Below are 14,383 nucleotides of genomic sequence, written 5' to 3' on the forward strand. Positions count from 1 at the left end.
CCTGTCGCGAGCCTGTCGGCTTGAGGATCAATGTCGGAGTCGACGCCTAACGTCAGCGCCATGGGCGGTCCACGCAAGTACACGGCGGAGTTGCTCGGCCCGATTGTCGAGCGTTCAATTTCGGTTGCCGATGTTCTTCGCCGGCTCGGTCTTCGAGCGAACGGTGGGAGCCATGCGCACCTCAGTGGCCTGATCAAGGCGCTACGGCCTGGACACCGCCCACTTTCGGCGAGGGCCGATAGGAGGTCCGGTGAATCGTCTTACGCCCGACCAGATCCTTGTCCGTACTGCCGAGGGAAGTCGTCGTCAGAAGCCACGACTGTTGCGTCGGGCCTTGGTCGAGAGCGGGGTTCGGTACGCCTGCGTTGCCTGTGGCAATGACGGCCGGTGGTTCGGGCGCGAACTGATTCTCGAGGTTGATCACATCGATGGCGACTTCTACAACAACGAGAGGGCGAACCTGAGGTTCCTCTGCCCGAACTGCCACCGACAGACTCCGAATCATGCGGGTCGCAGCGCCGGGTCGTACGTCCGTTCGCGCCCGCATCTGGGCGATGACGACACTGAGTAGGATGATGCGGGCACGAGCCGAAGTGGTGGAACTGGTAGACACGCGGCACTTAGGATGCCGTACCCACGGGTGTGCGGGTTCGAGTCCCGCCTTCGGCACAAGGTCACTCCTGGCGCGATGCCGTCCCGGCCAGGGTGGAAGTGCCGCTCAGACGCCGAGGTCGCGCCTAAGTTTGGCCACGTGCCCGGTCGCCTTCACGTTGTACTGGGCGACCGCGATGGTGCCGTTCCCGTCGGCGTCGACGTCGATCACGAAGGTTGAGCGGATGACGCCCTGGATCAGCTTCCCGTACAGCATCTTCTCGCCGAACGCCGCGTACGCCTCGAGCGTCGACTTGTCCTCGTCGGACAGCAGCGGGAAGGACACCGCCTCGGCGTCGCGGAACTGGGCCAGCTTCCGGACCGGGTCCGGCGAGATGCCGAGGACCTGCAGACCGGCCTGGTCCAGGTCGGGTCCGGCTGCCGTGAAATCGACCGCCTGCGTGGTGCAGCCGGGCGTCATCGCAGCCGGGTAGAAGTAGACGATCACGCGCTGGCCGGCGAAGTCGGACAGCGAGACCGCCTTGCCGTCCGCGTCGGGCAGGGAGAAGGCGGGCGCGACGTCGCCCGCGGTCAGTCGGTCGGTCATGGTGAGCACCCTACGGCCTGATCTTCGCGGTCACGGCCGGGGCACGGCGTGCGCACCGGGCCAGTGCAATACGCTGTTGCGGGTTGACGGCACGGGGTCGCAGGAGAATCGGTCGAAGGAGGATCAGCGATGGCGACGGAAGCACAACGCCCGGAGCGGACGCGGGACCAGATCGAAGCCGATCTCGCGGCGGCCCGAGCACGGCTCGGTCACTCGGTGGAGCAGTTGATCGATCAGGTGCACCCGACCCGGATCAAGCAGCGGCAGATCGCGGGCCTCAAGGATTGGGTGACCGCCGAGGTGGAGAACGCCAAGGCGCAGTTCGTCAACGAGGACGGAAAGGTACGGACCGAGCGTCTCGCCGTGATCGGTGGGGCGGTGGCCGGCTTCGTCACCTTCGTGGTCATCGTCCGCGCGATCGTACGGAAGAGGAAAAGCTGACTCGTGGCTGATCAAACTGGCAGCGTCGACCCGCTGCCGATTCGGATGCTGCACGACCGGGTTCTGGTTTCGGCCGAGAGCGAGGCGGGCGAGCGCCGCAGCGGGGGAGGGATCGTCATTCCGGCGACCGTGGCCATCGGGCGGCGGTTGTCCTGGGCCAAGGTGGTCGCGGTCGGGTCCAACGTCCGTACCGTCAAGGTGGATGACCGCGTGCTGTACGACCCGGCCGACCGGGCCGAGGTCGAGGTACGCAGCAAGGACTACGTCCTGCTCCGCGAGCGGGACCTGCACGCCGTCGCCGCCGAACGGCTGTCCGACGGCAACACCGGCCTCTATCTCTGAGCCCGGTCCAGGTAGAGGAACTCCTTCACGTCGGCCAGGGCCAGAACCTGGCTGACGAACACCTTCGGCATGTGCCGCCGGGTCTCGTCGTGCACGACGCGCGGGTTGGTCAGCGCATACCGCCGACCCCGGGTCAGCAGGTCGCAGCCGCCCGCGGCGAGCACGTTCTTCACCCAGTCCGCCTCCGGCCCGTAGGTGAGGGCGATGACGAAGCCGTCGTCGGCCCGGAAGACATTGAGCGGGGTACGGAACTCGCGGCCGGATCGGCGACCGCGGTGCAGCACGATGCCGAACCCCGGGAGCCGGTCGGCGATGTGCCGGGTGAAGCGGTTGAGTCCGACGCGATTGCGTTCGGCGATCTTCCTGGAAAACACCATGTCCTTGGCCCTTCCCCGTAATTCAACACTTGTAGAATAACACCTATGGCGCGAGGACGAAGGCCCGGCGGAGCGGACACCCGGAAGGTGGTGCTCGACGCCGCCCGGCGACGGTTCGCCGAGGTCGGGTACGCCCGCGCGTCGCTCCGGTCCATCGCGGCCGAGGCGGCGGTCGACCCGTCGCTCGTCGTGCACTATTTCGGTTCCAAGGAAGGGCTGTTCCGGGCCGTCATCGAGTGGCCCTTCGACCCGGCGGTGTTCCTTGATCAACTCACGGCCGCGGGTCCGGACGGGCTGGGCCGCCGGCTCGCCGCCGGGTTCCTCGGCATGTGGGAGTCCGCCGACACCGGGCCGCGGCTGCAGGCCGTGTTCCGGGCGGCGGTCACCGATGCGGACGTCACGGCGCTGATCCGGGAGTTCCTGACCGAGGTGCTGGCGGAACGGTTGATCATGGTGATCGGTCGCGAGCGGGCGGAACAGCGGGTCGAGCTGGCGTTGGGCACGCTGCTCGGCATCGCTGTCGTACGGCACATCCTGCGGGTGGAACCACTGGCCGGCCTTCCGCTCGACGAGCTGGTCGACCAGATCGCTCCCGCCGTGCAGCAACAACTCGGCGGGGCCCTTACAGTGGATTGATGGACCGACCGCGCCCCGACGGCGGGGCGGCGCTGCCACGGCTGGCCGAACTCGATGATCGAGTACGGCAGCTGCGCCGGGTCCACGACGAATTCCTGGCCACCGGCGAGACCGGGGCCGCCCGCGGGCTGGTCCTGGAATCGTGGCGGCGCAGCCTCGCCGCCGGCGTCGATCCCGAGTACGCCAAGGTCCCGCTCCGGCTGACCGGGGACGACCTGAACCGGCTGCGGGCCGATCATCCGCTGGCTCCGGCGATGCCGGTGATCCGCAAGCTGCTGGTCGCCGAGGCCGCCGACGCCGGCCTGATCGTGGCCGTCTCCGACGCGGCCGGCCGGCTGCTCTGGGTCGAGGGCGACCGTGGCCTGCGCGGCCGGGCCGAGGGCATGCTGTTCGTCGAGGGCGCGGACTGGAGCGAGGAGGTCGCCGGCACCAACGCGCCCGGAACCGCACTCAGCCTGGACCGGCCGGTGCAGATCCTCGGCGCCGAGCACCTGGTCCGCCAGGTGACGCCGTGGAGTTGCGCGGCGGCGCCGATCCACGACCCCGACACCGGTGCGATGCTCGGCGTGCTCGACGTCACCGGCGGCGACGAAGTCGCGCTGCCGCAGAGCCTGTCGCTGGTCCGGGCCACCGCGTCGGCGGTCGAGGCCGAGCTCCGGGTGGCCCGGATCCTCGGCCGTTCCGTCCCGGCCCGGACTGCCGTCGATCCGCAGACCCCGCGACTCGAGGTCCTCGGTGCCCATACCGGGATCCTGGCCGGGCCCGACACCGTGCACCGGCTGAGCCTGCGGCACTCCGAACTGCTGGTGCTGCTCGCGCTGGCCGGGGACGGCCTGACCGCGGCCGAGCTGGCCGTGGCGCTGCATCACCGCGAGGTTCCCGAGGTCACCGTCCGCGCCGAGCTGGCCCGGCTGCGCCAGGTGCTCGCGCCGGTCCGGCTGCTGGCCCGGCCGTACCGGCTGGGCGATCCGCTGGACACCGACATCGGCCTGCTCCGGATCGCGTTGGCGCGGGGCGACCTGAGGGGTGCCGTGACCGCGTACCGCGGACCGGTGCTGCCGCAGTCGGAGGCCCCGGCGATCAGGGAACTGCGGGCCGATCTGCACCACCGGCTGCGGGCGGGCCTGCTCCGGTCCGGTGACGCCGATGCCCTGCTGCGGTTCGCCGACACCGCCCATGGCGCCGACGACTACGAGGTCTGGCTGGCCTCGTTGCGGGCGTTGCCGCCGGCGTCGCCGCGGCGGCCTCAGGTCGAGGCCCACCTGGCCCGGCTCGACGCCTCGCTGCGCTGACCTCGGTCGCAACGTTGTTGCAACCCTGCCCGGCCTAGCGTCGAGTCGCCGGGCGAGGCCGCTCGGCGCCGCAGATTTCGAGGAGTGTCGATGACGACGTACGCCAAGCCGGGCGAAGCGGACAGCCGGTCAGCTATCAATCCCGCTACGAGAACTGGATCGGCGGCGAGTTCGTACCGCCGGTCAAGGGCGGCTACTTCGAGAACCCGTCGCCGGTCACCGGTCAGACGTTCTGCGAGGTGGCCCGGTCCACCGCCGAGGACATCGACCTGGCGCTGGACGCGGCCCACGTAGCCGCCCCGGCCTGGGGCAAGACCTCGCCGGCTGAACGCGCGGTGATCTTGAACAAGATCGCCGACCGGATGGAGGAGAACCTGGAGCTGCTCGCTGTCGGCGAGACCTGGGACAACGGCAAGCCGGTCCGGGAGACGCTGGCCGCCGACCTGCCGCTCGCCGTTGATCATTTCCGCTACTTCGCCGGCGCAATCCGGGCCCAGGAGGGCGCGCTCAGCCAGCTCGACGACAACACGGTGGCCTACCACTTCCGCGAGCCGCTCGGCGTCGTCGGCCAGATCATCCCGTGGAACTTCCCGCTGCTGATGGCGACCTGGAAGCTCGCCCCGGCCCTGGCCGCCGGCAACGCCGTCGTGATCAAACCGGCCGAACAGACGCCCGCGTCGATCATGCTGCTGATCCAGCTGATCGCCGACCTGCTGCCGCCCGGCGTGGTGAACATCGTGAACGGGTTCGGCGTGGAGGCCGGCAAGCCGCTGGCGTCGTCGCGCCGGATCCGCAAGATCGCGTTCACCGGCGAGACGACGACCGGCCGGTTGATCATGCAGTACGCCAGCCAGAACCTGATCCCGGTCACCCTGGAGCTGGGCGGCAAGAGCCCGAACCTCTTCTTCGACGACGTGGCCCGGGCCGACGACGCCTTCTACGACAAGGCTCTCGAGGGTTTCGCCATGTTCGCGCTGAACCAGGGCGAGGTCTGCACCTGCCCGAGCCGGGCGCTGATCCAGCGGTCGATCTACGACCAGTTCCTGCCCGCGGCGACGGAGCGGACCAAGAAGATCGTCCAGGGCAATCCGCTGGACACCGACACCATGATCGGCGCGCAGGCGAGCAATGATCAACTGGAGAAGATCCTGTCCTACATCCAGATCGGGCTGGAGGAAGGCGCCCGGGTGGTCGCCGGCGGCGAACGGGTCGATCTCGGCGGTGATCTCTCCGGCGGCTACTACGTCGCACCGACGATCTTCGAGGGTACGAACCGGATGCGGATCTTCCAGGAGGAGATCTTCGGCCCGGTCGTCTCGGTGACCAGCTTCGACGACTACGACGACGCGATCTCGCTCGCCAACGACACCCTGTACGGGCTCGGCGCCGGCGTCTGGTCGCGGGACACCAACACCGCGTACCGGGCCGGTCGGGACATCCAGGCCGGTCGGGTCTGGACGAACTGCTACCACGCCTATCCGGCACACGCGGCGTTCGGCGGCTACAAGTCGTCCGGCATCGGCCGGGAGAACCACGCCATGATGCTTGATCATTACCAGCAGACGAAGAACCTGCTCGTCTCCTACGACGAGAACGCCCAGGGATTCTTCTGATGACCGAGCGGGTCGCCGTCACCCCACCGGCCGCGGACCTGCTCCGCGACCTGTGGGACCAGCACGGGCCGCTGATGTTCCACCAGTCCGGCGGCTGCTGTGACGGGTCGTCGCCGATGTGCTACCCCGACGGTGAGTTCCTGACCGGCGACTCCGACGTCCGGCTCGGTGATCTTGATCTCGGCGACGGCCGCACGGTGCCGGTCTGGATGTCCGTCGAGCAGTTCGAGCTGTGGTCGCACACCCACCTGACCATCGACGTGGTGCCCGGGCGGGGCTCCGGCTTCTCGCTGGAGGCCCCGACCGGTCACCGCTTCCTGATCAGATCCCGCCTGCTCCGCCCCGACATCCTGACCGAGCGCGTCGGCAGCCACCCGATCCGGACCGCCGACCTCCTCACCCCCACAGACCCACCGCTCGATTGACCCCCGCCGACCCCTTCGCGCCCACTTCTCGCCCTTCCGCCCTCTGCGGAGGGACCGAAGTTCGGGAAGCGGGCGCGAAGGTGGTTCGGGTCAGGTGGGTGGGCAAGCGGTCGGCGCCGACGGTTGGGCGAACGGTCGTCGAACGGCGGCGGAAGGTCCCGTGTTGATCTTGGTGGAGCGTTGACACGTGGTCGCGGGTTGGGATGTCCTGCTGCTGGTGGAGCCGGTTCCGGGCTCCGGGCTGTGGGAGGCATCGTGCATCGCATCAAGATCATCTCGGCGCTGGTCGGGGCGTTGGCCGTCGTGCTCGCGGCAGCCCTGCCGGTGACGGCCGCCCAGGCGAAGCCCGCCACGGCGGACTCGACGAACTGCGTCGCGACCTCGATCGACCTGAACGGCAGTCAGGCCAGCACGGCACCGTTCACCGGGGCCGGCGTCCTCGACTGCACGGCGCCGACCGAGTTCACCCTGCGGTTCCTGGTGAACGGCCAGCAGGTGAAGCAGAGCACCACTTCGACCGGCGCGGGCACCGTGACCGTCGACGGCACCCTCTCCGCCGCCGAGGCGCCCGGCCTGGAGGGCGGCGAGAAGATCTGCTTCGAGGTGCACTCCTCCGGCGCCCGCGAGGCGTCCGGCTGCCTGATCACCCCGGCCCCGCCCGCCGGCTCCGGCGACTGCGTCGGGCTGCGGTCCGACGTCGAACGCTTCCCGGTCAGCAGCCCGAGCGACACCCGCTACTTCGGCGAGGCGTACCTCCGCTGCTACGTCCCGACCGACCTCGGCGGCCGGCTCACCGTGAACGGCACCACGGTGATGTCGTCCTCGTACCCGGACGCGCCCGCGGGCGACAACCCGGTCTTCGAGGGCGTACCGGCCGCCGAGGTGGGCGACCAGCCCGGCGACGAGGTCTGCTGGTTCGGCCAGGTGTACGGCTACGACGCGGTCGGCGCCTGCGACACGTACGACGACTGAGAACAAGCTCCTGACAAGCCGAAACCCCCGACCGGATCGCTCCAGTCGGGGGCCTTTCGGTGCGCCATCAGGGACTCGAACCCCGAACCCAGTGATTAAGAGTCACTTGCTCTGCCAATTGAGCTAATGGCGCGCGGGGATGACTGTAGCAAACCTAGGGCAGAAGCGTGAAATTGGAATCGGCCGGCGTCGATCCGACCCCCGAGGGACGCCGATCACTACGATCAGCACCCTGCGGAGGGTGACCAGGAGGTGCTGAGATGCCACGCCGATCCGGTGCGGAGACCCAGGCCCTGTTGTTGGAGACGGCCAAGGAGTTGCTGCTCGAACGGGGTGTGGCCAACGGGGTGGCCCACATCAGGCTGCAGGAGGTGGTCCGGCGGACCGGGCTGACCACCGGTGCCGCCTACCGGCTCTGGGCCGACCAGGAGGATTTCCACCGTGATCTGGCCGCCGCGGTGGTCCGCTGGCGCCACGACGCGCCGGTGGACAGCACCGAGCGGGCGGTCGGCGCGCTACTCGAGGCCGAGTCGAGCCTGGACGAGGTGATCCGGATCGCGTCCGCCCGGCACGTGGCGACGTTCACCGCGGCGACCGCCGGCCGGTCACGGTCGTCCCGGCTCTTCCTGCTCGCGCTGGCGGTCCGCGCCACCGCCCAGGCGTGCGACGGGCTGCGCGACGCCAGCCGGGACCGGCATGCCGAGTCGGTGGCCGAGTTCATGGCCTTCTACCAGCGGGTGATCGATCGGTTCGGCTACCGGCTGCGCCGGCCGTACACGATGGAGCAGTTCGCCGGGGCGATGGCGGCGCTCGGCGAAGGGTTCGGGTTGCATGCGCTGGAGGGACTGGAACATCCGGACGTGATCATCGGCGACGACGACGAGGCGGTGGCCGGGACCTGGACCCTGTTCGGCGTCTGCGTCCGCGGGCTGGTCGGCGAGTTCTTGATTATGAAAGAAGACCCGGCCGAGCCGGAACCGGACTCTGCCGGTCCCGACCCGGCCGGGTCGGAGGGGGGTCAAGATCAAGATCAGGAGAAGACGGTCTTCACCCGGACGACGGCCCAGTAGACCTTCGCCGTGTCCAGGCAGGCGCCACGCCGCGGGTCGTACCACTTGTACGTGTAGCGGCACTCGCTGGACATGTTGCTCAGCAGATCGGAGTCGCACGAGCTGCGCTTCTTCTGCTTGTACTGGATGCACATGTCGTGTCGGGCGCACGGCCCGCGGAAGTCAGCGTTCTTGCCCGGCGTCGGGAACGAGTCGGGCGACTTGGTGCAGTAGTCGTGCAGCGTGCGCTGGTGATTCGTGTTCGGGTTGTAGACGTAGTTCGACGGGATCGAGATGTGCTTCGCATCGGCGGCCGCCGCCGGCGTGATGCCGAGGGCGGGGACGATGAACAGGGCCAGCACGGCCCCCAGGATGAGTCGGACGGCGATCTTCATGGCAGTCTCCTCGGTCCGCAGCCACCGGGATGTGGCCTCCTGGTACCGATGCTGGCCGACCGAACGCCCGCTTGTACAGAAAGATCATTTATTTATCCCCGGGCCCGTGATCAAGAAGCTCGAGCACCGCCTGGGCTGCGTTGTGGCCGCCGAGGCCGCTGACCGCACCGCCACGGACGGCGCCCGAGCCGCAGAGCAGGATCCGCGGGTCGTCGGTGCCGACGCCCCACCGTTCGGCTGCGGTACGGGGAGCGTCCGGCCCGGCCAGCCACGGCCAGGACAGGTCACCGTGGAAGATCTGGCCGCCGGGCATGCCCAACTCGGCCTCGACGTCGAGCGGGCTCATCGCCTCGACGCAGGGCCGGCCGTTCACATCGGTGGCGAGGCAGTCCTCCAGCGGTTCGGCCAGGGCGTGCTGCAGGCTGCGCAGCGCGGCATCGCGGACCAGGTCCCGGGTGCCCTCCGGATCGGCGCGGAACAGCCGGGCCGGCGTGTGCAGACCGAACAACGTCAGCGTGTGCCAGCCGGCGGTGTCCAGCCCCTCGGCGAGGATCGAGCGGTCGGTCAGGGTGTGGCAGTAGACCTCGCAGGGCAGCGGGTCCGGGATCCGGCCAGCCGCGGCGGCGTCGGCGGCGCGGGCCAGCTCGGTGGCCGACTGGTGCAGGTGCAGGGTGCCGGCGAAACCCTGTTCGGGATCCCGGCCCGAGCGCAGCCGGGGCAGCCGGCGGAGCACCATGTTGATCTTGATCTGGGTGCCCTCGGCCACCTCGGCCGGAGTACGGCCGCGGAGCCGGTCCAGCACCGCCGGCGCGCAGTTGGCCAGGACCAGCCCGGCGCGCAGCTCGGTCCCGTCCGCCAGGTCGAGGACGCGGGTGTCGCCCTCCGCACGGACCGCCTCGACCCGGGTCCCGAGCCGGACCTCGGCGCCCGCGTCCAGAGCGGCACGGTGGATCGCGGCGGCGACCGTTCCCATGCCACCGACCGGGACCCGCCACTCGCCGGTGCCGTTGCCGATCACGTGGTAGAGGAAGCAGCGGTTCTGGCGCAGGGACGGGTCGTCCAGCCGGGTGTCGGTGCCGATCAGCGCGTCGGTCGCGACGATCCCGCGGACCACGTCGCTGCTGAAGCGGGTCCGCAACAGCTCGTCGAGCGGGCGTTCGACCAGGCCTCGCCAAAGTTCCGGATCGATCAGGGCGCGGACCTCGTCGGCCGTGGGCAGCGGCTCGGTCAGGGTCGGCGCGATCGCGGCCGCGACGTCGGTGAGTTGATCATGGAACCGGCCCCAGGCCGGGTAGTCGGCGCTGCCGGCGAGCCGGGCGAACGACACGGCCGTCTCGTCACCCTCCGGCCGTTCGACGAAGATGCCGTCGTCCCCGACCGGCGTGTACGAGGCGACCGGCCGCGACCGCAGTTCGATCGCCAGCCCGAGGTCGTCGACGATCCGGTCGGGCAGCAGCGAGACCAGGTAGGAGAACCGGGACAGGGTGGCCGCGACGCCGGGGAAGACGGGTTCGCCGGCGACCGCCCCGCCGAACCGGTCCCGTGCCTCGCAGACGACGACCCGCAACCCGGCTCGGGCGAGATAGGCCGCCGCGACGCCCGCATTGTGCCCGCCGCCGATGACGGCGACGTCCGGATCACCCGGCACGGTACGCCTCGGCCGGCACCCGGGCCAGCACCGCGATGGCCAGCACCGCCTGGGCGCCGAGATAGGTGATCATCACCCAGGCGCCCTGGGTGGGGAAGGCCATGCTCGGCACGAACAGCATCAGGGCCAGGATGGTGTCGGAGGCGAAGAACAGCAGCCCGCCGATCACGCCGAGCCGGCCCAGCCCGGTGGCCAGCACGGCCATCGCTCCGACCAGCAGGGCGTAGCCGATGACCGGGATCGCCACCGTGCCCGCGTACGGGATCAGGAACACGATCATGGCGACGGTCGCGATCGCGTACAAGATCAGGAACAGCGGCCGCCGTCGCAGCACACTGTTCCGCCAGTACGGCAGGAACGCCACCAGGTAACAGATCTGGGCCACCGCGAAGAAGCCGATCTTGACGATCACCTGCTGACCGAAGGCGTCGCCGAGCCAGGAGAACACGATCGCGGCGAGCAGCCAGCGGACCAGTGCTCCGGTCGGCCGGACCCGGGCCAGCACGTAGCCGAACAGCAGCGGCATCGGGAAGAAGATCAGGATTCGGGTGAGGGGCTTCGCCTCGGCGAACTCGGCCGCCACGTCGGCGATGCTCATGATCAGGAACGCCCCGAACCAGATCTTGGTCCAGAGCGTGGGCAGGATCGTTCGCCGGTCGGCTCCCGCAAGGCCGTTCCGTGTGGTCATGATCAGTGGGTCGTCCTCATGGCCGCCAGGATACGCCGACGACGGAGCTCATCGACGTCAGTTCGGACCAGAGAACGCAAGGAACGATCCAGCGCCAGGCCGAGGATCCGGTCGGCCAGGCCCGGGTTGCGGGCCAGCACCGGCCCCTGCAGGTTGGTCCCGATGACCGATCCGGTCACGGCGCCCTCGGTGCCGTCGCCGCAGTTGCCGTAGCCGACGCTGATCATGGCCAGCGGGTCGGCCTCCGGCCCGAGGTGGGTCACGCCGGAATGATCTTCGTAGCCGGTCACGATCTGCGGATCCGAGGCGGCCTGGTCGGCGTCGAGCTCGGGCTCCGGCGGGTGCGTCTCGTCGGCGGGCGACCGGTCCGCCCCCTTCTGCTCGGCCGCGATCCGGTTGCCGGCCAACAGATGCAGGCGGCCGACGACATCGCCGCGCGCCGGATCGGTGCCCGGAACCGTCTCGACATCGAGCAGTCCGAGACCGTCGATCCGGGTGCCGTCCGGGGCGGGGAAGGAACGGCCCAGCAGCTGGTAGCCGCCACCGGTCGCGAACACCACGGCGCCGGCCAGAGCCGCGCGGGCGAGCCGGCCGTCCGCGGCCAGCAGCTGAACGGCGGCCACCTGGGCCGGGCCCTCGGCGCCGCCGACCAGATACAGCCGGGCGTTGTCCGGCAACGGTTGATCGTGGCCGACCAGCCGCAGCCGGGGCCGGAAGCCGCGCCACTCGAGCCGCCGGGCCAGCACTTCCGCGTTCCCGGCGTCGCCGGGGGCGCGGAGCAGGTCGGGATAGACCACGACGATGTCGACCGTTTCGCCGGAGGTCTGGTTCATGATCGTCCGCCGAGCCGGAGCAGGGCACGGAATGCGCCCGGGGTGGCGATCACGTCGGCGCCGCGGCGGTGTCCGGCGAGCGCGGCGGCGAGGTCGGGCACGTCTCGGCAGTCCAGTCCCGCGTGGCCGAACCGTACCGACACGTCGGGGGCGCGCGGGCCGGTGGCGATCATGGTCCGGCCGGCCAGCGGTGCCGGATCACAGTCCCAGATCCAGGACAGTTCGGTATCGTCGGTGGCCATGATCACGGTAGGGTTCTCGATCATGGAAAGGGCGTCGGTGAACTCGGCCGGATGGCGGGCCACGATCAGCCGGGCCATCGTCTCGCCGAGCTTGATCGGAGCGAATCGGCCGAGCGCGTCGTCGCACTGGCGCATGCCGACGAAGACCGTACCCGCATTGATGCCGAGGGTTCCCGCAGTGGCGAGGGCGAAGCAGGCCTGGTCGATGATCAATCGTCCCGGCAGCGGTAATCGAGGATCCCAGACCTGGCCCTCGGCGTCGGTGATCTTGCCGTCCTGCACCAGATAGTCCGGCTCGGGCTGCTGGTAGTCACGCCGCGGACAACTCCAGCCGGGATGATCATCGGTGTTGCCGGTCAGGATCGAACCGCAGTTCGGGCACAGAAGTTGATCATGGTACGTCCTGGTGCCGCGAACCCAGATCGCCCGCCGGGCTGAACCGGCGGCCAGGACGGTCATCGGATCGTCGGCGTCGGCGATCACCGGAACGACCGCATGGATCCGATCGATCGCCGCGCGTAATCGGCGGGCCTGGGCGTACCGCTCGTTGGGCGACGCGCCGGAGCTGTTCAGCAGCACGATCGCCCGCGGCAGGTCGCCGGTGGTGAGTAGTTCCACGGCGTCGTCGGGCCGGGCGGCGATGACGGCCAGTTCCGGGACGACGCGACCGGTCAGCGCGGCGACCACTCCGTCCAGTCCGTCGTCGGCCTCGAGCTGCGCGAGCGGGCGTTCGTGAGTACCGTGCGAGGCGCGTACCGCCGCGACCAGCAGGCTGGACAGCACGGTGGTCCCGTACTGCCCGACGACCAGGACCCAGGGCTGGCGGCGGACCACCCGGGACAGCGCGGCAGGGTCGACGCGGCGAATCACCTGACCACGCAGCGCGGACCCGTCCTGGCGGGTGATGCGGCTCGCCGCAGCAGCGACCCGGCCGGCCAGGGACGCCACTCCAAAGCGGGCACGCGACGATGCAGCGGTCGCGGGCACCCCCCGATGCGCTGCTGTGGTCCGATTGCCTTCCGGCTCCCTGGACATGGGCCCTATTGTTGCCGATCGATCAATCGGGCGCGGACCGAACCGGGCCTCCGGCGGCTCAGGATCGGCTCAAGTACCCTAGGAAATTGCCCTGACCAGGGATGAAACCCGCAGTCCCGGCGGTCGATCGGGTGCTCGGGCGCTGTGGACAACGCGGTCACTGCCGGCCGCGGGAGCGCTGGGCGCCGGCGCCGGGTGACCCGAATCCGGGTGGACGGCTCCGGCAGGATCAAGGTCTCCGGTCTCAGCGCCCGGTGCCCGCGCTGACTCGTCCCTGGAATCGACCCCGCAGTCGGCCGGGACCGGTCCGGCACGCGGCGATTCCGGTCCTTGGGATGGACTGGAGGCCGGATTCCAGGGTCAGGCAGCCTCAACTGGGGGTGGCGGAGGTCCCGAGTTGATATCAGCAGCGCCCGGCGGGGTGAACTCCTGGCCGAGATGCGGGACCATGGTTCTCGACGGACGACGCGGTCATTCGCCGGCATGCGGGTTGGGACGGGAGCTTGCCGGTTTCCGGTCGGGGGTGCGACCGGTGATCGGTACGTTCGGCATGTCCTGAACTACATCCAGTGCGGGAGGATGATCATGGTCGAAGCGTGGTGGCAGCACGGTGCGGCGTCGATCCTGTCCACGGACGGTGACGTCGACGCGATGATCGACAGCATGGTCCGGTCCGGAGCCGACTATTCGGTGGCGTCGCTGACCTGCCCGGACCGACCGACCCTGCCGAGCGGACTGCCCGATCACGAACTTCGGATCGCGGCCCTCTGCACGAGGGGCGGCATCCTGTACGGCGGCCCCGCCGACGGCGCGGACGGCACCTGGTACGCGGCGGGCACGCTCGCCGACGATCCACCCCTCGAGTACTTCCACCTCGGCAAGGACGAGGAGTGGCCGGCCGACTCGCTGGTCCCGATCGATCTCGTCCGGGCCGCGGTGAAGGACTTCATGATCAACCGCGGCGACCGGCCGACCGGCGTCGAATGGCGCCCCTGGCCAGGGTGACACGTCGCGTACTAAGGACCCGCGTGCGCGCCCGGCGTCGTCGAGGCGACGTCGTCTGACCCCCGATCGAGTCGGCACCTGTGCAGCACACGCCAGAACGCCTGCGTTTGTGCCCGGTTGGCGGGTTCGGGAGTGGGAGACGAGCCGGTCGGTAAGCCGGATTCCACACGAACATGCTCTGACTAGGCCGAA

At 69.8% G+C, this 14,383-nt stretch carries 15 protein-coding genes, 2 tRNA genes and 1 pseudogene; 10 read left to right on the top strand and 8 right to left on the bottom strand.

All coding sequences use genetic code 11. The features are described from left to right. Positions 1–587: 587 nt before the first annotated feature. A tRNA-Leu gene (locus ACFQU4_RS08950) sits at positions 588–669 on the top strand. Between the two features lie 49 nt (positions 670–718). On the opposite strand, the gene bcp is transcribed toward ACFQU4_RS08950, so the two are convergent. After that, entirely contained in the window at positions 719–1,198 is a 480-nt protein-coding gene (gene bcp / locus ACFQU4_RS08955) for a thioredoxin-dependent thiol peroxidase (protein ID WP_377489815.1), read from the bottom strand. Between the two features lie 129 nt (positions 1,199–1,327). Here bcp and ACFQU4_RS08960 point away from each other — a divergent pair, with 129 nt between their 5' ends. Both ACFQU4_RS08960 and ACFQU4_RS08965 read left to right on the top strand, forming a co-directional pair. After that, positions 1,328–1,639, top strand: coding sequence for a DUF3618 domain-containing protein (locus ACFQU4_RS08960; RefSeq protein WP_377489818.1), 312 nt, complete (start codon positions 1,328–1,330; stop codon positions 1,637–1,639). A gap of 45 nt (positions 1,640–1,684) precedes the next feature. Continuing rightward, the gene (locus tag ACFQU4_RS08965) at positions 1,685–1,981 is read left to right on the top strand and encodes a GroES family chaperonin (RefSeq protein ID WP_377490536.1); all 297 of its coding nucleotides are present in this window, start codon (positions 1,685–1,687) and stop codon (positions 1,979–1,981) included. Here the strand turns inward: ACFQU4_RS08965 and ACFQU4_RS08970 are convergent. Then, positions 1,972–2,358 carry a nitroreductase family deazaflavin-dependent oxidoreductase gene (locus tag ACFQU4_RS08970; protein ID WP_377489821.1) on the bottom strand — a complete coding sequence of 129 codons (387 nt, stop codon included), beginning with the start codon at positions 2,356–2,358 and terminating at the stop codon, positions 1,972–1,974. The two genes, ACFQU4_RS08965 and ACFQU4_RS08970, sit on opposite strands and share 10 nt — an antisense overlap. Before the next feature lie 45 nt (positions 2,359–2,403). Between ACFQU4_RS08970 and ACFQU4_RS08975 the strand changes: the two genes are divergently transcribed. The 5 genes and pseudogenes from ACFQU4_RS08975 (at position 2,404) to ACFQU4_RS08995 (ending at position 7,296) form a co-directional block, all read left to right on the top strand. Beyond that, a complete protein-coding gene (locus ACFQU4_RS08975; protein ID WP_377489824.1) occupies positions 2,404–2,994 on the top strand; it encodes a TetR family transcriptional regulator in 591 nt (196 codons plus the stop codon). After that, on the top strand, positions 2,994–4,286 hold the full coding sequence (locus ACFQU4_RS08980) for a GAF domain-containing protein (protein ID WP_377489827.1): 1,293 nt from the start codon (positions 2,994–2,996) through the stop codon (positions 4,284–4,286). The genes ACFQU4_RS08975 and ACFQU4_RS08980 overlap by 1 nt, the downstream gene beginning before the upstream one ends. A 90-nt stretch (positions 4,287–4,376) precedes the next feature. After that, positions 4,377–5,899: pseudogene (locus ACFQU4_RS08985) on the top strand (aldehyde dehydrogenase family protein). Continuing rightward, entirely contained in the window at positions 5,899–6,324 is a 426-nt protein-coding gene (locus tag ACFQU4_RS08990; protein ID WP_377489830.1) for a DUF779 domain-containing protein, read from the top strand. The pseudogene ACFQU4_RS08985 and the gene ACFQU4_RS08990 overlap by 1 nt, the downstream one beginning before the upstream one ends. A 255-nt stretch (positions 6,325–6,579) precedes the next feature. Next, positions 6,580–7,296, top strand: a complete 717-nt coding sequence (locus tag ACFQU4_RS08995) for a hypothetical protein (RefSeq protein ID WP_377489833.1) — start codon at positions 6,580–6,582, stop codon at positions 7,294–7,296. A 60-nt stretch (positions 7,297–7,356) separates the two neighbouring features. Here the strand turns inward: ACFQU4_RS08995 and ACFQU4_RS09000 are convergent. Then, positions 7,357–7,429: transfer RNA gene (locus ACFQU4_RS09000), tRNA-Lys, on the bottom strand. 127 nt (positions 7,430–7,556) lie between these two features. On the opposite strand from ACFQU4_RS09000, the gene ACFQU4_RS09005 reads away from it, so the two are divergent. Further along, positions 7,557–8,366 carry a hypothetical protein gene (locus tag ACFQU4_RS09005; protein WP_377489836.1) on the top strand — a complete coding sequence of 270 codons (810 nt, stop codon included), beginning with the start codon at positions 7,557–7,559 and terminating at the stop codon, positions 8,364–8,366. Here ACFQU4_RS09005 and ACFQU4_RS09010 read toward each other — a convergent pair. The 5 genes from ACFQU4_RS09010 to ACFQU4_RS09030 all read right to left on the bottom strand — a co-directional run bounded on the left by ACFQU4_RS09010 (position 8,327) and on the right by ACFQU4_RS09030 (position 13,021). Then, positions 8,327–8,740, bottom strand: coding sequence for a hypothetical protein (locus ACFQU4_RS09010; RefSeq protein ID WP_377489839.1), 414 nt, complete (start codon positions 8,738–8,740; stop codon positions 8,327–8,329). The genes ACFQU4_RS09005 and ACFQU4_RS09010 overlap by 40 nt on opposite strands. Positions 8,741–8,828: 88 nt before the next feature. Next, positions 8,829–10,388, bottom strand: a complete 1,560-nt coding sequence (locus ACFQU4_RS09015; RefSeq protein ID WP_377489842.1) for a phytoene desaturase family protein — start codon at positions 10,386–10,388, stop codon at positions 8,829–8,831. Further along, positions 10,378–11,076 carry a lysoplasmalogenase gene (locus ACFQU4_RS09020; protein ID WP_377489845.1) on the bottom strand — a complete coding sequence of 233 codons (699 nt, stop codon included), beginning with the start codon at positions 11,074–11,076 and terminating at the stop codon, positions 10,378–10,380. Before ACFQU4_RS09020 ends, ACFQU4_RS09015 begins: the two co-directional genes overlap by 11 nt. Positions 11,077–11,078: 2 nt before the next feature. Beyond that, positions 11,079–11,909, bottom strand: a complete 831-nt coding sequence (locus ACFQU4_RS09025) for a glutamine amidotransferase (RefSeq protein ID WP_377489848.1) — start codon at positions 11,907–11,909, stop codon at positions 11,079–11,081. Continuing rightward, entirely contained in the window at positions 11,906–13,021 is a 1,116-nt protein-coding gene (locus ACFQU4_RS09030; RefSeq protein ID WP_377489851.1) for a MurT ligase domain-containing protein, read from the bottom strand. The genes ACFQU4_RS09025 and ACFQU4_RS09030 overlap by 4 nt, the downstream gene beginning before the upstream one ends. A 744-nt stretch (positions 13,022–13,765) precedes the next feature. Between ACFQU4_RS09030 and ACFQU4_RS09035 the strand changes: the two genes are divergently transcribed. After that, entirely contained in the window at positions 13,766–14,191 is a 426-nt protein-coding gene (locus ACFQU4_RS09035) for an Imm1 family immunity protein (protein WP_377489854.1), read from the top strand. Positions 14,192–14,383 lie beyond the last annotated feature (192 nt).

This window comes from Microlunatus sp. GCM10028923 (assembly GCF_042666975.1).
Classification (GTDB): Bacteria; Actinomycetota; Actinomycetes; order Propionibacteriales; family Propionibacteriaceae; genus Microlunatus.